Annotated in this window: 15 protein-coding genes and 1 pseudogene; 8 read left to right on the top strand and 8 right to left on the bottom strand. The window is 69.6% G+C overall.

The features are described from left to right. Nucleotides 1-3 precede the first annotated feature (3 nt). The gene (gene xerD / locus VPH43_RS12545; protein ID WP_328578042.1) at nucleotides 4-915 is read left to right on the top strand and encodes a site-specific tyrosine recombinase XerD; all 912 of its coding nucleotides are present in this window, start codon (nucleotides 4-6) and stop codon (nucleotides 913-915) included. A gap of 14 nt (nucleotides 916-929) precedes the next feature. Here xerD and VPH43_RS12550 read toward each other — a convergent pair whose 3' ends face one another. Then, complete coding sequence (locus VPH43_RS12550) at nucleotides 930-2,846, bottom strand: bifunctional diguanylate cyclase/phosphodiesterase (protein ID WP_328578043.1); 1,917 nt, start codon at nucleotides 2,844-2,846, stop codon at nucleotides 930-932. A 25-nt stretch (nucleotides 2,847-2,871) separates the two neighbouring features. After that, nucleotides 2,872-3,546, bottom strand: coding sequence for a transglutaminase-like cysteine peptidase (locus VPH43_RS12555; RefSeq protein ID WP_328578044.1), 675 nt, complete (start codon nucleotides 3,544-3,546; stop codon nucleotides 2,872-2,874). Nucleotides 3,547-3,687: 141 nt separating this feature from the next. On the opposite strand from VPH43_RS12555, the gene VPH43_RS12560 reads away from it, so the two are divergent. Beyond that, entirely contained in the window at nucleotides 3,688-5,166 is a 1,479-nt protein-coding gene (locus tag VPH43_RS12560) for a TolC family outer membrane protein (protein ID WP_328578045.1), read from the top strand. A 46-nt stretch (nucleotides 5,167-5,212) separates the two neighbouring features. Here VPH43_RS12560 and VPH43_RS12565 read toward each other — a convergent pair whose 3' ends face one another. Beyond that, entirely contained in the window at nucleotides 5,213-5,587 is a 375-nt protein-coding gene (locus VPH43_RS12565; protein WP_328578046.1) for a VOC family protein, read from the bottom strand. Nucleotides 5,588-5,768: 181 nt separating this feature from the next. Between VPH43_RS12565 and VPH43_RS12570 the strand changes: the two genes are divergently transcribed. Continuing rightward, on the top strand, nucleotides 5,769-6,248 hold the full coding sequence (locus tag VPH43_RS12570; RefSeq protein ID WP_328578047.1) for a carboxymuconolactone decarboxylase family protein: 480 nt from the start codon (nucleotides 5,769-5,771) through the stop codon (nucleotides 6,246-6,248). Nucleotides 6,249-6,269: 21 nt separating this feature from the next. Here the strand turns inward: VPH43_RS12570 and VPH43_RS12575 are convergent, their stop codons facing one another. Further along, nucleotides 6,270-6,725, bottom strand: coding sequence for an SRPBCC family protein (locus tag VPH43_RS12575; protein WP_328578048.1), 456 nt, complete (start codon nucleotides 6,723-6,725; stop codon nucleotides 6,270-6,272). Between the two features lie 122 nt (nucleotides 6,726-6,847). Then, nucleotides 6,848-7,831, bottom strand: a complete 984-nt coding sequence (locus VPH43_RS12580; protein ID WP_328578049.1) for an AraC family transcriptional regulator — start codon at nucleotides 7,829-7,831, stop codon at nucleotides 6,848-6,850. An 81-nt stretch (nucleotides 7,832-7,912) separates the two neighbouring features. Between VPH43_RS12580 and VPH43_RS12585 the strand changes: the two genes are divergently transcribed. Together VPH43_RS12585 and VPH43_RS12590 are read left to right on the top strand one after the other, a co-directional pair. Beyond that, nucleotides 7,913-9,148, top strand: a complete 1,236-nt coding sequence (locus tag VPH43_RS12585; RefSeq protein ID WP_328578050.1) for an MFS transporter — start codon at nucleotides 7,913-7,915, stop codon at nucleotides 9,146-9,148. 29 nt (nucleotides 9,149-9,177) lie between these two features. Then, nucleotides 9,178-10,218, top strand: a complete 1,041-nt coding sequence (locus tag VPH43_RS12590) for an NADP-dependent oxidoreductase (protein ID WP_328578051.1) — start codon at nucleotides 9,178-9,180, stop codon at nucleotides 10,216-10,218. 75 nt (nucleotides 10,219-10,293) lie between these two features. Here the strand turns inward: VPH43_RS12590 and VPH43_RS12595 are convergent, their stop codons facing one another. The 3 genes from VPH43_RS12595 to VPH43_RS12605 form a co-directional block, all read right to left on the bottom strand. Next, nucleotides 10,294-13,581: an ATP-binding protein gene (locus tag VPH43_RS12595; protein WP_328578052.1), complete on the bottom strand. Its 3,288-nt coding sequence runs from the start codon at nucleotides 13,579-13,581 to the stop codon at nucleotides 10,294-10,296. Nucleotides 13,582-13,732: 151 nt separating this feature from the next. After that, nucleotides 13,733-14,407 (bottom strand): hypothetical protein, encoded by a 675-nt coding sequence (locus VPH43_RS12600; protein ID WP_328578053.1) that lies wholly within the window; start codon nucleotides 14,405-14,407, stop codon nucleotides 13,733-13,735. Between the two features lie 120 nt (nucleotides 14,408-14,527). Then, nucleotides 14,528-15,283, bottom strand: coding sequence for a glucose 1-dehydrogenase (locus tag VPH43_RS12605; RefSeq protein WP_328578054.1), 756 nt, complete (start codon nucleotides 15,281-15,283; stop codon nucleotides 14,528-14,530). A gap of 122 nt (nucleotides 15,284-15,405) precedes the next feature. On the opposite strand from VPH43_RS12605, the gene VPH43_RS12610 reads away from it, so the two are divergent. The 3 genes and pseudogenes from VPH43_RS12610 (at nucleotide 15,406) to VPH43_RS12620 (ending at nucleotide 17,822) form a co-directional block, all read left to right on the top strand. After that, a complete protein-coding gene (locus tag VPH43_RS12610) occupies nucleotides 15,406-16,305 on the top strand; it encodes a LysR family transcriptional regulator (protein WP_328578055.1) in 900 nt (299 codons plus the stop codon). Nucleotides 16,306-16,634: 329 nt separating this feature from the next. Next, nucleotides 16,635-16,751: pseudogene (locus tag VPH43_RS24645) on the top strand (NAD-dependent epimerase); the annotation flags it as partial. Between the two features lie 93 nt (nucleotides 16,752-16,844). Next, the gene (locus VPH43_RS12620; protein WP_328578056.1) at nucleotides 16,845-17,822 is read left to right on the top strand and encodes a TRAP transporter substrate-binding protein; all 978 of its coding nucleotides are present in this window, start codon (nucleotides 16,845-16,847) and stop codon (nucleotides 17,820-17,822) included. Nucleotides 17,823-17,824 lie beyond the last annotated feature (2 nt).

Genomic DNA, 17,824 nt, shown 5'->3' on the forward strand with positions numbered 1-17,824 from the left:
TCCATGGCACAGCCCAGCGCGCGCGACCACAGCCAAGCCAGCATCGACCGTTTCCTCGACGCCCTGTGGATCGAGGACGGCCTGTCGGCCAACACCCTGGCCGCCTACCGGCGCGACCTGCAGGCCTACGCCGACTGGCTGGCGGCCGACAGCGCCCGCGCGCTCGACGCCAGCACCGAGACCGACCTGCGCGGCTACATCGCCGCCCGCCACGCGGGCAGCAAGGCCAGCAGCGCAAACCGCCGGCTCACGGTGTTCAAACGCTACTTCCGCTGGGCGCTGCGCGAGCGCCTGGTCACCGCCGACCCCACGCTGAAGCTGCTGACCGCGCGCCAGCCGATGCGCTCACCCAAGGTGCTGAGCGAGGCGCAGGTCGAAGCCCTGCTGCAGGCGCCCGCCGTCGACACGCCGCTGGGCCTGCGCGACCGCACGATGATCGAGCTGATGTACGCCAGCGGCCTGCGGGTGAGCGAGCTGGTCACCTTGAACAGCGTTCACCTGAGCCTCAACGAGGGCGTGCTGCGCGTGACCGGCAAGGGCACCAAGGAGCGCCTGGTGCCCTTTGGCGGCGAGGCGCACGAGTGGCTTCAGCGCTACCTGGCCGAGGCGCGCGCCGCCATCCTGCAAGGGCAGCAGAGCGACGCGCTGTTCGTCACCGCCCGGGGCGGGCCGATGACGCGGCAGATGTTCTGGATCCTGCTGAAGAAGCATGCGCGGGCCGCGGGCGTCACCGCACCGCTGTCGCCCCACACGCTGCGGCATGCGTTCGCGACCCACCTGCTCAACCACGGCGCCGACCTGCGCGCGGTGCAGTTGCTGCTGGGGCACGCGGACATTTCCACCACCACCATCTACACCCATGTGGCACGCGAGCGGCTGCGCGCGCTGCATGCCGCCCACCATCCGCGCGGCTGAAGTGCCCAGAGGCGCTACAGCGGCAGGCGCTCGCTGGCCCAGGGGCCGGTGATCGCGTCCACGCCGCAGGCCCACAGGGCCTCGGCGTCGGCGTTGTCGATCACGCCTTCAGCCTGCACCAGCAGCGATACCGCGCGCAGCAGGCTCACCGTGCTCTTGACGAACTCCCGTGCGGGATCGTTGCGCGCGATGCCGCGGCACACCGAGGCATCCAGCTTCACGTAGTCCAGCCCCAGCTCGTACAGCCGCTCGATGCGGTGCAGGCGCTGGCCGGCATGTTCCAGGCCGAAGCGCACGCCCAGCGGCCGCAGCGCACGGCCGAACTCCTGCACCGCCTCGAAGTGCGACAGCGCCGCGCCTTCGTCCACCTCCAGCCAGAGCTTGCCCGCCGCCTGCGGCGCAGCGCTCACCAGGGTGCGCGCATGCGCGGCAAAGGTGGCCTCGGCCATGGAGGAGGCGGCGATGTTCACCCCTCGCGGCCGGCCGTCCTCGGCGATCGCCTTCAGCGCCAGGGCGAGCGCATGGGCGTCCACCGTGGCGGTGAGCCGGCTGCGCGCGGCCAGCGGCAGCCAGCGCGCGGCCGGCTCGAACTCGCCCGCGCCGTCCAGGCGCATGCGCAGCGGGCATTCGATGTGCACCAGCTGGGCCTGGCGGTCCAGCACCGGGAAGGCCATCAGCCGCGTCTGGCCCGCCGCCAGCGCCTCCACGATCTGCGAGCGCCAGGCCCGCTCGCCGCGGGCGCGCGCCACCGTTTCGTCGCTGACGAGCTCCACCGCAAAGGGCCCCTGGCTTTCCGCCCGCGCCAGTGCCATGTCGGCGGTGGACAGCGCCGTGCCGAGGTTGTGGTCGTGATGGATCTCCACCGCACCGATGTGCACGCACACGCCCGAGCCCAGGGTGTGCAGGCCGGCCTGCAGCGCGCTCGCGATCGAGTGCGCGGTTTCCGCCGCCATGCCGGGCGCCGGCAGGCACAGCGCAAAGTCGGACCCGTTGAGCCGGCCGACAAAACAGTCCGGCACCTGCTCGGGGTAGGTCTGCAGCGCGCGGGCAATCAGCACCAGCGCCCGGTCGGTGCTGTCGCGGCCCAGCAGCAGGTTCAGCCCGGTCAGGTCGGCCAGGCGCACCAGCACCAGGCCGCCGCCACCGAAGCCGTCCTCCCGTTGCAGCGCCGCGCCCAACCGCTCCATGAAATGCGCCCGGTGGGGCAACCCGGTGAGCGGATCGCAATGGGCCTGGCGTCGCAGGGATTCCACCTGCGCCGATTGCGCCTCGAACAAGGCGCGCATGCGCTGCACCATCCCGTTCATGGCCCGCGTGAGGCGGCGCAGCTCGGGCACCTTGGGCTCGGGCACGGTGACGTAGCGGCCCTCCACCAGCGCCTGCGCCTGCTCCACCGTGGCATCCAGCGGGCGGCGGATGCCGCGCACCGCCAGCGAGCCCAGCAGGCCTGCGGCCAGCCCGACGACCAACATCCACACCGTGTTGCGCACGGCGCTGATCCACAAGGCGTCGTGGGCATAGGACACGTGGCTCACGACCTCCAGCGCACCCAGCGCGCGCCAGCCATCGGACACCAGCCCAACGCCGGGCGTGGATTCGATCGGCAGCAGTTGCACGAACCAGCCCGGCGCCCGCTCCGCGTGGCTGGTGCCCTTGCGCTCGAACCTCACCTTGCCGTCACCGCCCAGCAGCTTGATGCTGCGGTAGAAGCCGGTGTCGAACTGGGCCGCCATCAGCAGCTCCATCAGCGCCGGGTCGCCATGCTGCTGGGACAGCGCCAGCGCCAGCGCCTGGGCGTTGTCGTTGTTCTTCAGGCGCAGCTGCGTCTGCAGCATGTCGCGCTCGGACACCACCGTGACGCTCAGGCTGCCGGCCAGCGCCAGCAGCACCACGGCGAGCAGCAGCAGCCAGATCTGACGGATCAACGACATGGTGTTTCCTTGTTCTTGAAGTGGATCACAGAAAGCCCTCCGCCTTGGCCTTTTCCAGCACCTCGCGCCAGCGCGACAGGCGCGCCACCGGGTCACCCGCGCTGGAGCCGCCCACGCCCTGCCACAGCCCCTCGCTGTTGAAGCTGAACACCGGCGCCAGGTCGGGCCGGCGCGAGGCCGGGCGCACCTCGCCCACCAGGTTGTCCAGGATCAGCGGCTCCGCGTCCGGCGCGGGGTAGTAGGCCAGCACCATGTGCGCCTGCACACCGCCGCCCACCTGCGCCCGCACGTACACCATGCGCAGCTTGGCCACCGGCACGCCGGCGGCCAGCAGGCTGAAGTACTTGGCGATCGCATAGTCCTCGCAATCGCCCTCGCCCTTGTTCAAGGTCTCCAGCGGGCTGGCCCAGTAGTCCACCTGGCCCCAGACCGTGGTGTCGTCGCGGAACAGCACCCGCCGGTTGAAGAACTCGTTGACCAGCGGCAACCGGGCCGCCTCGTCCAGCGCGGCAGCCTGGGCGATCAGCGGCTGCAGTGCCTGGGCGCCGGCCAGCGCCCGCGGCCCCAGGCGCTTGGCGGCGGCGTCCATGCGGCCCGCGTCCCAGGCCAGGGGCGCCAGGGCCACCGCCAGCAACGCAACGCCCAGCGCTCCGCGCAGCCAGCGCGCCGGTGCTCGGAAGACAGCGTTGTAAAAAGGCAAGCGACACCCCATGGCGTCATGCCACGTAAGCGTGTGTTTCGTCAGGGATTGCGCGGAGTTAAGCACTCCGTAGCACCCTGGGCCATTGAAACGCAAACCTGCGTGGAATACTGCGCCGGCCTCGACTGGAAGCTCCTGCCCATGCGCCCTGTTCTCCTGAAGCCGCTTGCCGCCGCCGCGCTGCTGCTCGCGCTCGGCGCCCTGCCCGCCGCCGCGCAGACCGCGGCCGATGACGCCATGAAGGCTGCGGCGCAAAAGGCGATCGCCAGCAACCCGGAAGTCAGCGCCCGGCTGAACCAGCTGCGCGCCGCGGTGGACGCGATGGACATCGCGCGCGCCGGCCTGCGCCCCCAGGTGAACCTGGAAGCCTCCGTGGGCCGCGACCGCGACCGCATCACCAGCCGCAACCCCGCCGTGCAGGGCATGGAGCGCAACGGCGCTGCGCTGAGCCTGAACCAATTGCTGTGGGACGGCGGCGCGCTGCAGCACGAACTGCGGCGCCTGGGCCACGACAAGCTGGCGCGCTACTTCGAGCTGCTGGACGTGACCGAACAAACCGCGCTGGAGGCCGCCCGCGCCTACCAGGACGTGCAGCGCTTCCGCCGCCTGGTGGAGCTGGCCGAAGACAACTACGTGCAGCACCGCTACACGCTGGGGCAGATCCAGTCGCGCTACAAGGCCGGCGTGGGCCGTGGCGTGGACAACGAACAGGTGGTCGCCCGCCTGGCGCTGGCCGAATCCAACCTCACCACCGAGGTGGCCAACCTGCACGACGTGACCGCCCGGTATGCCCGCATCGTGGGCGAAGCGCCGCCGCCCAAGCTGCCCGCGGTGCCGTCCATGGCCGGCGCCCTGCCCGCCAGCCCCGGCGAAGCCATGGCCACGGCCCTGCGTGGCAACGCCGCCATCAACGCCGCCATCGAGAACCTGCGTGCCGCCCGCGAGCTGGCCAGCGAGCGCCGCAGCGCCCTGCAGCCGCGGGTGGAAGCCCGCCTGCGCGGCGGCGGTGGCCACAACTTCGACGGCGTGGCCGACCAGCGCTACGACACCACCGCCCAGGTGGTGCTCAACTGGAGCCTCTACGACGGCGGCGCCAACCAGGCCCGCATCCGCCAGCAGGCCCGCCTGGTGGACCAGGCCGCCGACCAGCGCGACAAGGCCTGCCGCGACGTGCGCCAGAACGCGGCCATCGCCTACAACGACACCCGCAAGCTCGCCGAGCAGGTGGAAGCGCTGGACCGCAACGCGCTGGCCATCCAGAAGGCACGCGACGCCTACCGCCAGCAGTTCGACATCGGCCAGCGCAGCCTGCTGGACCTGCTGAACGCCGAGAACGAGCTCTACACCGCGCGCCGCGCGCACGCCAACGCGCTGGCCGACCTGGAAGTAGCGCGCCTGCGCACCCTGGCCACCATGCAGCGCCTGACGGCCCAGCTGGGCCTGGCGCGCCTGGACGTGGGCCCCGAGCTGGACGACGCCGCCGGCTGGGACGCTGGCGCCGACGTGCCGGCGCGCTGCCCGGTGCTGCTGACCGAAGTGCAGACCACGCCGCGCAGCGAACTCGACGCGCGTGCGCAGAGCCTGGTGAAGAGCGCGCCTGCGCCCACGCCGGCAAAGTAGCCCGCGTCCCGTGCGGGATGCTTGCCGCGCCTATCGGCCGGCGGGCTCAGCCGCCCGGTGCGTGGCAGACCGCCTCGATGTTGTGCCCGTCCGGCCCGATCACGAAAGCCGCGTAGTAGTTGGCGTGGTAATGCGGGCGCACGCCGGGCGCGCCATGGTCCTTGGCACCGGCCTCCAGCGCCGCGCGATGGAAGGCATCCACCTGCTCGCGCCGCTCGGCCACGAACGCGATGTGCAGATGCGCCGGTTTCTCGTCGGTCTGGAACAGGCACAGGGACACCTTGCCCTCGGGGTGGCTCAACTCGCACCCGTTCGGCGGCCACTCCGTCACCGCAGTGATGCCCAGAGGTTCGAGGGCCTTGAGGTAAAACGCCTTGCTCGCGGGGTAGTCGCTGACGCCGAACTTGACGTGATCGAACATGAGCTCTCCTGATGGTGCGGGCCCGCGTGTGGCCCGGGTGTCGTGGCCGGCAGTGTAGGTTTGCCGCAGTAGGCCCAAGGTTCGTGCGCCTTCGATGTCACAACCGGCGGGCCCGCTTCGTCTTGAACAGGAAGGCCAGCGAATCCGCCGGCCGTCATCAATCCAACGAAGGACACGACCCATGAGCACGCTCCATCCCCGCCTGGACTACTCCCGCCTGTCGGCCGACCTCTTCAAGAAGTACCTCGACTTCGCCATGGCGTTCCGCATGGACGAGACGCTGGCCCTGCTGGTGGACATCCGCGCCTCTCAACTCAACGGCTGTGCGTTCTGCCTGGACATGCACGTCAAGCAGGCGCGCTTGCACGGCGAGCGCGAACTGCGGCTGCACCACGTGGCCATCTGGCGCGAGTCGCCGCTGTTCACGCCGAAGGAACGCGCCGCACTGGCGTGGACCGAGGCGCTCACGCGCATCGAGCCCACGGGCATATCGGACGCAGCCTATGCCGAAGCCCGCGAGCACTTCTCCGAGGAAGAGCTGTCGGAGCTGACCTTCCGCGTGGTGGCCATCAACGGCTGGAACCGATTGAACGTGGCCTTCCGCAACCCGCCCGGCTCCAAGGACAAGATGCTCGGGCTGGACAAGGCGGGCTTGAGCTGACGCGCCGCGCGCGGCCAGAGGCTAGTGCCAGTTGCCGATGCGCAGGTCGTGCGGCGCCGGCCGGCCCTGGCCGGTTTCCAGCAGGTCGCGCAGGCTAAGCAGGAAGGTGGCCCACTTGGTGCTGCAGTGCGCGGTGAACTCCACCTCCTCGCGCCATTGGCGATGGGCGAACATCACCACGGTGTGTTCGTCCTGCCGCGAGAGCAAGAACTCGATGTCGGTGCCCACCCATTCGGCCGGCCCGCCCTTGACGCGCCAGCGCACCTTCTCGTTGCGCACCTGCTCCAGCACCTCCATGTCGAAGCCGCCGATCTCGGCGCCGGTCTCGAGGAAGAAGCGGAAGCTGATGGTGCCACCCACCTCCGGGCGGCCGGTGGTGGTGGTGGTCCACCAGCCGGCCAGGCCGGTGATGGTTGACAGCGCTTCATAAACGGCTGAAACGGGCGCCTTGATGCCTACCCTGTGCACGATGTCCACGATGCTGATCTCCGATTGATTGCGTTGAAGGCGGCGCGCCTGGCGGCAGCACCGTGCAGGCAATCTATGCGGGAGGGCTCAGCGAGCGTGAGTAACAAGATCGTCGCGAATCGCCGGCGGCCTCACGCGCCCAGGCCACGCGCCGCGCTCGGCGGGTGGCCGATCACGCGCTTGAAGGCCCGGCTGAACGAGGCTTCGGAGTCATAACCCAGGCGGTCGGCCGCCACCGAAATGCGCATGCCCTCCTGGCCGATCCAGCGCCTGGCCTGGAACATCTTCACCTTGGCCACGTACTTCGCCGGGCTCTCGCCGACCGTGCGGGTGAAGGCCTCGGTGAAGCTGGAGCGTGATGCACCCATCAGCTCGGCCAGCATGGGCACCGTCCAGTCGCGTTCCGGCTCGGCATGCACCGCGGCGATCACCTTGCCGATGCGTGGGCAGCGCACAGCGGCGATCCAGCCGGTCGCGTCGCTGCAGGCGCACTCCACCCAGGCGCGGATGATGCTGGCGGCCAGCACGTCGGCCAGGCGCGCGAGGATGCCGCAGGCGCCGATGCGGTCCAGCGACACCTCGCGCTCCATCGCCTCCAGCAGCACCGGCACGCTGGGGTCGCGCTGGGCCAGGTCACCCGCACGCATCACCTCCGGCATCATCGCCAGCAGCGGGTGCAACGGGTCCACGTTGAAGCGCAATGCACCGCAGAACATCACGTGGCTGGCGGCCGCCTCGCTGCCCGTGGCGCCGTCCACCAGGTAGATGTTGTCCGACACCGCCACCCGCGCAAGCGAGTCGATGTCCACCGTCGGCACGTCGGGCGAGCTGGCCACCACATGGAAGCTGCCGCGCGGCAGCAGCACCGCGTCGCCAGGGTTCAGCTGCATCCACTCGGTGGAGGGTGTGCGCAGCCAGCTCTGCCCGCGGCCCACGAAGTGGAAACGCGCCGCACGCTGCGATGGAAACGCCACGCCCCAGGGGCTGCGCAGCAGGCAGCGGCCGTACTCCACGCCATCCAGGCGCAGGCCCAGCAGGATCTCGGTCAAGGTGTCGCGGGCGTCGGGGTCGCTGCGCACGGCATAGGGGGAAGGCTCGGACAAACGGTCAAGCATTTCGGCTGTATCGGCATGGAAGCGCCGGGATCGTATGCCTAAGCTGACATCCCTGTTCACCACGTTGGATCGCCACGCCCGATGTCTTCTCCTTCCTGCTCCACCTGCCTCGATGCCGCGGCCAACACGTCGCCGCTACCGCCCCGTGACGCGGCGCACCCGCACGCCGGCGCGCGCTGGCCGGCGGTCGCTTCACTCGCGTTGGGTGTCTTCGGGCTGGTGACGGCGGAGTTCCTGCCGGCCAGCCTGCTCACGCCCATGGCGCGCGACCTCGGCATCAGCGACGGCGCAGCCGGGCAGGCGGTGACCGCCACCGCGCTGGTCGGCGCGATCGCCGCACCGTCCATCCCCCTGCTCACGCGCAACCTCGACCGCAAGGCGGTGGTGCTGGCGCTCACCCTGCTGCTGGTGGTGAGCAATGCGATGGCCGCCACCGCACACAGATTGCCCGTGCTACTGGCGGCGCGCGTGTTGCTGGGCGTGGCGCTGGGCGGCTTCTGGTCGATGGCCGCGGCGCTGACCATGCGCCTGGTGCCCGGGCCGCTGTTCGCGCGCGCGATGTCGGTCATCCTCACCGGCGTGTCCTTTGCGACGGTATGCGCGGCACCGCTGGGCGCCACGATGGGTGACCTGTGGGGCTGGCGCAGCGCCTTCGTCGCCGCGGGTGTGCTCAGCGTGCTTACGCTCGTGGCGCAGTGGCTGGCCATGCCACCGCTGCCGCCGCGCGACCTGCCCAACCTGCGTGCGCTGGGCGTGCTGCTGGCACGGGCCGACGTGCGCGTGGCGTTGCTCGCCGTGCTGCTGGTCATCTCCGGCCACTTCGCCGGCTTCACCTACATCCGGCCGCTGATGGAAGACGTGACCCACCTGTCGGTGGCCGCCATCTCCGCCATCCTGCTCGGTTATGGCATCGGCGGCTTCTTCGGCAACGTCGCGGGCGGCTTCGTGGCCGAGCGCAGCGAGCGCCTGGCGGTGGTGCTGGGCGGTGCCATGATCGCCGCGCTTGCGGTTGCGTTGTTGGTGGCCGGCCGCTCGCCCTGGGTGACTGCCGCCGCGGTGCCGCTGTGGGGCTTTGCCTTCGGCGCTTTCCCGGTCGGATTCCAGACCTGGATCACCCGGGCCGCGCCCGACCAGGCGGAAGGCGCCGGCGGCCTGCTGGTGGCGGCCTTCCAGATCGCCATCGCCAGCGGCGCCATCGGGGGCGGCCTGCTGGTGGACCACGTCGGCGCGCTCGGCGGCCCGGCGTTCGCCGCCACTGCGCTCACGCTGGGCACGCTGCTGACCTTGCGCTACGGGCCGCGCCGTGCGCGCGCCTGAATCGCTTCATTCCATCAAGAGAGACTCCAATGACTGCCAACCCCCCACTCAACCGCCGCATGGTGCTCGCCGCCCGGCCGCGCGGGCTGCCGACGCCGCACGACTTCAAGCTCCTGACCGAGCCCGTAGCCGAACCGCAGGACGGCCAGGTGCTGCTGCGCACGCTGTACCTCTCGCTCGACCCGTACATGCGCAACCTGATGGACGAAGTGGGGCCCGGCTACGCGCCCCCGGTTGCCCTGGGCGCCACCATGGTTGGCGGCACGGTGAGCCGCGTGGTGGCCTCACGGCACCCGAAGTTCGCCGCTGGCGAGCTGGTGCTGGCGCAGGCCGGCTGGCAGGACTACGCGCTGTCGAACGGCAGCGACCTGCAGATGCTGGGCGACATGCCGCAGCCCTCGCTCGCGCTCGGTGGGCTCGGCATGCCAGGGTTCACCGCGTATGTGGGCCTGCTCGACATCGGCCAGCCCAAGCCGGGAGAGACGGTGGTCGTGGCCGCCGCCACCGGCGCGGTGGGCGCCGTGGTCGGCCAGATCGCCAGGCTCAAGGGCGCGCGCGTGGTCGGCATCGCAGGCGGCGCGGACAAATGCCGCCATGCGGTGGAGGTGCTGGGCTTCGACGCCTGCATCGACCGCCGCGAGGGCCACCTCGCCGAGCACCTGGCCGCCGCCTGCCCCGACGGCATCGACGTGTACTTCGAGAACGTCGGCGGCGAGGTGCTCGACGCGGTGCTGCCGCTGCTCACCCTGGGCGCGCGCGTGCCGGTGTGCGGCTTCATCGCGCACTACAACGACGCCACGCCACCGGCCGGCCCTGACCGCCTGCCGCCGCTGCTGGCCACCGTGCTGCAGAAGCGCATCCGCATGCAAGGTTTCATCATCCTGGACCACTATGGCGAGCGCTTCGAATCGTTCCAACGCGAGATGCGCGCGTGGGTGGCAGCCGGGCAGGTGAAGCTGCGTGAAGAAGTCGTCGATGGCCTGGAGCAGGCGCCGCAGGCCTTGGCCGGCTTGCTGCAGGGGCGCAATTTCGGGAAGGTGGTGGTGAAGGTGCACGACGAACGGGGGTGAGCTGCGACGCAGGGGCGGAGCTTCTTGCCCGACGCAGTCCCCCCGGTAGGGGAGCATCGCAAAGCTCGCGCCACGCTACCGCGCGCGCACCTTTCCGAGCAGGAACGCGTTGAACGGATTGCGGTGCAAGAAGCTTTCGCGATACGCCGGCGGTACATGGTCCGTGGCGGTGCGGAAGATCCAGTCTGCAGCGTGGTGCGCAATCGTGCGGGCGAGCGCGGCGTCGCGCTGTTCGAGCACCTCGATCAGCGCGCGCCAGACCACGCCGCGGTAGACCAGGCCAGGGCAAAAGTCGGCCATCAGCCGCCAACTGTCCCTGGCCAGCCACACGGCCTGCGACGTGTCCCCGAGCTTGGCCAGGCGCTGCGCCAGCAGGGCCTGAAAGACAAGCTGCTGGCCTTGCATGCCGCTGGCGGACGCGAACTCCACGCCCTGCCGCGCCGCCGCCACGGCGGTCTCGTCCTGCCCGTGGCGGGCCAGGATCCGCCAGGCGGTGAGCCGGGTTCTACCCGCCCAATGGCTCAGGGCCTCGGCCGCCGCGTCAAGCGCCTGGCGGCAGGCTTCGTCGAGCTGTGCACCCGGCTGCGGGACCTGAGCACCGACCTCCTTCCAGAAGAGGGCCATGTAGGAACCGGCCGGTGCTTGTGCCTGTGACAGCAGTTGACGCGCCCGGGTGGGTTGTCCCAGGTCGCAGAAGGCAAAGGCCAGCGGGAGGCGCACCTCCTCCATCTCCGCCGGGCCAGCCGCCGGATCGGAAAGAACCCGCTCGCCGAGCATCAACGACGAGGCGTAGTGGCCCAGCGTCCTGTCGATGACTTGAAGGCGGATGGTGAAGGACCTCAGGACCATCGAGTCTTCAGGGATGTCGTGCAGCAGTTGCCTTCCCTCGACGATCGCATCCCGTCCCTCCCGGGCCCTCCCCGTGAAGATGAGCGCGGTTGCGCGTGTCATGAGCAGGTTGGGCAGCGCGTGGCTGGCGCCGGTGGTGCGCGCGATGTCGATGGCTCGCTGCCATTGATCGAGCGCCTGTGCCAGGCTTCCTCCGTCCTGCAGCACTTTGGCCATCGCATCCGCATAGACGATCTGCTGCTTCGTGGAGCCGTGCTCGTTCACCCAGCGCTCGATGGGCCGCAGCATCTCCAGGGCCTCCCCCGCCTGGCATCGCTCGCACAGCAGCTGGGCCAGCAGGGCGCGTGCACCCAGTTCGCAGGCGCGATCGCGGGCGGCGAGTGCAGCAGCAAGCGCTTCTCGACAGGTCTCGGTCGCACGGTCGTACTCGCAGCGCTGCTCCAGCAACGAGGCCAGGCAGCGCAGGGTCATCGCGCGCTGGCGATCGCTGGATGCGCTACGCGTCGCCTGCTCGACCAGGCGCTGAACGTTGTCGAACGCGCTGGCCATCATGGCCGGGGAGACCAGCTCGTCGATCAAGCAACACTGGGCGTCTGCGTCACCGGCCCGTCCATAGATCGCTTGCGCCTGGTCCAGGTAGTCGATGCCCTCCCGCAGGCGCAGTGCACGCAGTGCCTGCCGGCCCGCTTCGGCCAGGTGCGGCGCCGCGCGAAGCTCTTCGCCAGCGCCCAGCCAGTGCGCGGCCAGTCGAGCAGGCGCGACACCGCACTCGCGCGCCATCAGCTCGGCGATGCGCCGGTGCAGCGCCCGGGCGATGGGCTGCGGCACCGATGCGCGCGCGGCCTCGAAGATCAGGTCGTGTGCGAAGGCACCGTCGCGCAGGACCTGGGCCGATTCGAGTTCGGTCCACGCGTCGGCGAGGTCCAGCGGATTGACGTCGAGCACCTGTGCCGCCAGCGTGACCGAAAAGTCTTGACCTGCCACGGCCGCACAGCGCGCCAGGCGCACTGCGTCCCGCGAGAGCAGGCCAATGCGCCGCTCGATCAACCGCAGAGCGCTCCCGCTTGGCGGAAGCCGCGCCAGCATGCCCACCGCCCTCGCGCCACCGCGATCTGGCTCGCGCTGCAACAGCCACGCCTTGAGCGTTTCCAGCAGGAACAACGGGTTGCCGCCGCTGCGCTCGTGCAGTGCATGAGCCAAGTCCGTTGCGTCAACGGCATCCAGTGCGCCGACGCCGGCAAGCCCCAGCGAGTCGAGCAACTCGGCCACCTGTGCCCTGGTCAGAGGCTGAAGCACGAGGGGCTCGGCACGAAGTCGGGTGGTCAGCGTGGCGACCAGCGCCTGCGCCGCCGGCCCGATCTCCGCGCCGCGGAAGGCGGCCAACCAGCGCACACCGGGAACACCGGCCAGATGTTGCGCCATCTCGAGGCTGGCGGTGTCGGCGAAGTGCAGATCGTCGAGCGCCACGGCCTCCAACCCGGCCACCACCGCGTCGCGCAAGGTGGATTCGAGTGCGCCGACGAAGCGCGCCTGCGCGCCGCCATCGTTGGCGCCGGTCAGCGTGCGTTGGGGCAACTCCGGCAACAAGCGCGCGAGTTCCGTTTGCACGCCGTCGGCCAGTGCCTCGGTGCGGGTCGCGAGCAAGCTGCGCAGCAGGCGGCCGAGCAGGGCATAGGGCACCTGTTCGTCACCAGGACGTGCCGACGCTTGCAGCGCACGGCCGGGTGCCGAAGCGTGAGCCCGCAGCAGATCGTCCACGAGGCGTGTCTTGCCCATGCCGGCTTCACCGACGATGACCACCGCATCGCCGCGCTCCCAGGCGGCCTGCAACACGGCCCACTCGGCATCGCGGCCCACAAGCCGCGGCGGGCGCAGCACCGAAACGGGCACGACGCGACGGGGCGTCAGCTCTGCCAGCGCTTGCGAGCGCTCGATCTGCGCCAGCAGGGCTAGCGTTTCGGTCGAAGGCGTGGCGCCGACCTCGTCCTTGAGCACTCGCTCGCAGTGGTCAAAGGCGAGCAGCGCCGCTGCCCGGTCCCCTCGCAGGTAATGCAGCCGCATCAGCCGCCGGTGCGCATGCTCTTGCAGCGGCTCCAGGGCCAACAGACGTTCGGCGCAGGCGATGGCTTCGGCCAGGCGGCCTTGCCGTTCCAGCAAAGAGGCTTCGCCAGCCAAGCGCTCGCGCCGCAGGCTCTGGAGGCGCAGGCGTGTGGCCCTCAGCCAATCAGCGAACTCGGGCAGATCGGCATAGTCGTCGTCGCCGAGCAAGGCCCCGTCCAGCGGCTCGCCGTCCAAGCCTGGCCAGGCCAGCGCTGGCGTGATGGCCAGCGTCGACGACCCCGAGATCACCTCGACGCCGAGTTTTCGTTTCAGCGCGTAGATGCGCTGGCGCAGGCGGCCTCGCACGTCTTCGGCAGACTCGTCGGGCCACAGCAGCGCTTGGAGCCGGGCCCGTGCGGTCGGGCCTTCGATGGCGAGCATGGCCAGCATGGCGGCGTCGCGGCGTTCCAGCACCACGCATTGGCCAGACGTCGCAATCACCCGATGAAGGCCACACAAGTGCAGGCTCCAGCGTGGCGCATCAACTTCGGATGCGAGAGCCGCTGTTGAGTCTGGCATGTGTGAAGACCTCTCTGGTGAGCCTGAAGAGCGCCCCTCAGTGCACTCAGTGCCGGAGCTTCGGAACCACGGTGAGCGTATACACCACGTTCTGGTTGAACGTGGTGCCGTTCGTGGCGGTCATCTGCAGCGTGTGCACGCCGGGCCGCAGTTTGTCGATCTCAGCGTAATAAGTGTCGTCCACCGTTCGATAGATCCCGGCGGGCACCGGACTGGACCCGCATACCGGCGCAAACAGGTTCTCGGTGGGCAGCGCGGTGGCGAACACCTCGCTGCGCACGCGCCTGGCCTTCACGCGTTCGCCATCGAGGGTGACGTTGACGCTCAACTTGTCGGTCACTCCGGCAATGATGGCTCGCAATTCGGCATCCGAGACGCCGGACACATCTCCGCAGAAGCCGGGGGCGTAGACGTAGTTGCTGCCAGCCACGGCGAACTGCAGCTTGACGCCTTGCGGAATGGTGCATGTGCGGCTGACCGTGCCGCCGCCGGCGTGGGGTGCCAGGTACCAGGTCGAGCCGCTCTGGCCGACCATGCAATGCTGGCCGGTGGTGTCGGTGTTAGGGTTCACCGAGGCGGGAATCGAGTAGATCCACTGCACCCACTTCCCATCGCGCAGTTCCCCGACGTCGTCGTCGGCCCAGGCCCCCGTGGCCATGCTCGCTGCCACAGCGAGCGCCGCAGCGCGAAAGGTCATCGGCAGAGTTGAACGGCTCATCATGCTTCTCCTGAAGTGGAAGGGCTGAAACGGCCCGGCCCAACGGCGCGGGTTGCAGGGCAGTACGGTGACCTGCTGCGTCAGCTTAGGCAGCGTGCGTCAGCACAGCGTCAGCACAGGCCCTCAGCGCGCCACGTAGCCGCCGTCGATCAGCAGCCCGGTACCGGTGATGAAGCTGGCGCGGGGCGAAGCGAGGAACAGCACGGCTTCGGTCACTTCGTCGGCCGAGCCGGAGCGACCGGCCGGCGTCTGCTGCGTGAAGCCGGCGCGTGCCTGTTCATCGCCGCCCCATATGCGGCGCTGCATCGGCGTGTCGATCAGGCCTGGGTTCACCGCGTTGACGCGGATGCCGCGCTGTACGTACTCCAACGCCGCGGTGCGCGTCAGGCCCATCACCGCGTGCTTGCTCGCGATATACGGCGCCAGGGCCGGAAAGCCGATCTCGCTGCCCATGGACGCGTTGTTGACGATCGCACCGCCGCCCGTTTGCAACATCGCGCGGATCTCGTGCTTCATCGACCAGAACACGCCGCGCACGTTGGTGTCCATCACCAGGTCGTAGTTGTCGTTGTCCTGCTCGGCGAACTCGGCGCCGCGGCCTTCGATGCCGGCGTTGTTGTAGGCCACGTCCAGCCGGCCATGGTGCGACAGCGCCAGCCGCACCAGCGCTTGCACATCGGCCTCGCGGGTCACGTCGGTGCGGGCGAACACCGCGTTGCCGCCCTGTGCGCGGAGCTGCTCCACCAGGGCTTCGCCCTCGGCCTGGCGCCGCGCGCCCAGCACCAGCTTCGCGCCCTCACGCGCGAAGGCGCGCGCTGCCGAGCGGCCCATGCCCGAGCTGGCGCCGGTGATCAGCACGACCTTGTCCTTGAATTCCATGAACTCTCTCCTGTGAGGCGCCGGCGACGTGCCGGCGATGGAAGGCAGTATGGAAACGGGTGTTGATCCTGTGAATGAATATCCGGGGAGATGAGAATTCCACCACGGGGAATAATCAGGCGATGCTGAATCGCATCGACCTGCTGCGCACCTTTGTCGTCGCCTACGAGACGCTGAACTTTCGCGAGGCAGCGATCCGCCTGTCGATTTCGCCGCAGGTGGTCACGCGGGCCATCAAGGAACTCGAAGGTCACTTGGGCGAGCTGCTGTTCCACCGCAACACCCGCAGCGTGCAACCGAGCGATTTCTGCGAGCGCTTCGCGGCGCAGGCGCGCCTGGCGTTGCAGGGTGTCGATGCCTTGTTTGCGGCGACCATGCCGCTGAAGGATGAGCGCATCGAAGGCCTGGTGCGCATTGCCGCGCCGGCCATGCAGGGGCGGCGCTTCGTGATGCCCGTTCTCGAGCGCCTGGCGCGGCAGCATCCTGGCCTGCGCTTCGACCTGCGGCTGTCCGACCAGGTGATCGACGCGGTCGCGCAGCGCATCGACGTTGGCGTGCGCGCCGGCCGCCTGCGCGACAGCCGCTTTGTCGCCCGGGCGGTGTCCATGGTTTCGCTGCGCATCGTCGCATCGCCGGCGCTGCTCAAGCGCATCGGGCCGGTGAAGTCTGCGGCCGACCTGGATACCCTGCCCACCACCCAACTCATCGACCGCAATACCGGGCGCCCCTGGCCGTGGACATTGGCCCGTGAGCGCGAGATCCTGCCCGGCCTCCCCGTGTTCGTCACCGACGACACCCAGGCCGAATGCGATGCAGTGCTCGCCGGCATGGGCCTGGGGCAACTGGCCGGCGTGCTGGTTGCGGATCACTTGCGCAGCGGTGCGCTGCGGGAGGTGCTGCCCGAGACGGCGCCCAAGCCCTGGCCCCTGTCGGTCTACCGCGTGCAACGCGAGCCGGTCCCGGCTCGCATCCGCCTGGTGTACGAGGCCCTGCTGGAGGGCTTGCGCGAGGTGGAGAGTTGACGGTGTCCCGGATATGCCCGTCCACGTCTTCGACGCTGTGTCCCTGCGGGAGACCGCTCCAACGCGCCTGGGTGCAGGCCGTCCTGCGCGATGCGTTCAGCGCACAGCCGAACCCCGCCGCTTCCCCCGGGAAACCACTCGACCGGCGCCGCGGCGGCCGTTCATATGATGGGTCAAGCTGCTCGGGTGAGCCCGCCGTCGCAGAGCGCGATCGCCACGAGGACGCATCATGAAATTGCTGATCACCGGCGGTGCCGGGTTCCTGGGCGCCCGGCTCGCCCGCACACTGCTTGCGCGCGGCGGCCTGGCCGGCCAACGCATCGCCCAGCGACGACACCCTGCCGACCCCGCAGTCGTCCTACGGCATCCAAAAGTTCATCGGCGAGCAACTGGTGGCCGACTACACGCGCAACGGCTTCATCGACGGCCGCAGCCAGCGGCTGATGCACCCGATTCCGATTTCCGCAGCATCCTGCTGCAGTACCTGGACGACACCGCGCCGTCCAACACCCGAACCTGACGAGCCACAAGGAGACACCATGACGCTACGACCCTCACCCTCCCTGCTTGCCGCCGCCGCGCTGTGCGCACTCGCCAACGCCGCCTCGGCCCAGACCGTGCTGAAGATGGGTTACGCGACCAGCAAGGAGTCGCACTACGGCGTGGGCTCCACCGTGTTCTGCGACGAGATGGAAAAGGGCACGCAGGGCCGCTACAAGTGCCAGCACTTCCCGAACTCCGCACTCGGCGGCGAGCGCGAGCAGATCGAGGCGGTGCAACTGGGCACGCAGGACCTGGTGAACACCTCCACCGGCCCGCTGGGCAACTTCGTGCCCGAGGCGAAGGTCTTCGACATTCCCTTCCTCTTCCGCGGCTACGACCACGCGCGCAAGGTGATGGACGGCCCCATCGGCCAGGACGTGCTGAAGAAGATGCAGGCCAAGGGCCTGATCGGCCTGGCGTGGACGGAGAACGGTTTCCGCCACATGACCAACAACAAGCACCCCATCGTGACCGCCAGCGACGCCAGCGGCCTGAAGATGCGCACCATGGAGAACAAGGTCCACATGGAGGGCTACAAGACCTTCGGCATCCTGCCGACGCCCATGGCCTTCCCGGAGCTGTTCACCGCCATGCAGCAGGGCACGGTGGACGGCCAGGAGAACCCGATTCCCGTGATCCTGTCGGCCAAGTTCTCGCAGGTGCAGAAGTACCTGTCCCTCACCGGGCATGTCTACTCGCCGGCGGTGATCATCCTGTCGCCCAAGGTGTGGGGCCAGCTGTCTGAAGCCGACAAGAAGGCTTTTGTCGATGCGGCCCAGAAAGGCGCTTCCGCCCAGCGCAGGAAGGTGAACGACGACGAGGCCACCGGCATCGCCCAGCTCAAGAAGGACGGCATGCAGGTGGTGGAGAAGGTGGACGGCGAAAGCTTCCGCAAGGCGGTGGCACCGGCTTATGCCAACTTCGCCAAGGAGTTCGGTGCTGACAAGATCGCGGCCATCCAGGCGGTGAAGTGAGG

This window comes from Ideonella sp. BN130291, from assembly GCF_036231905.1.
Classification (GTDB): Bacteria; Pseudomonadota; Gammaproteobacteria; order Burkholderiales; family Burkholderiaceae_C; genus CAMLIZ01.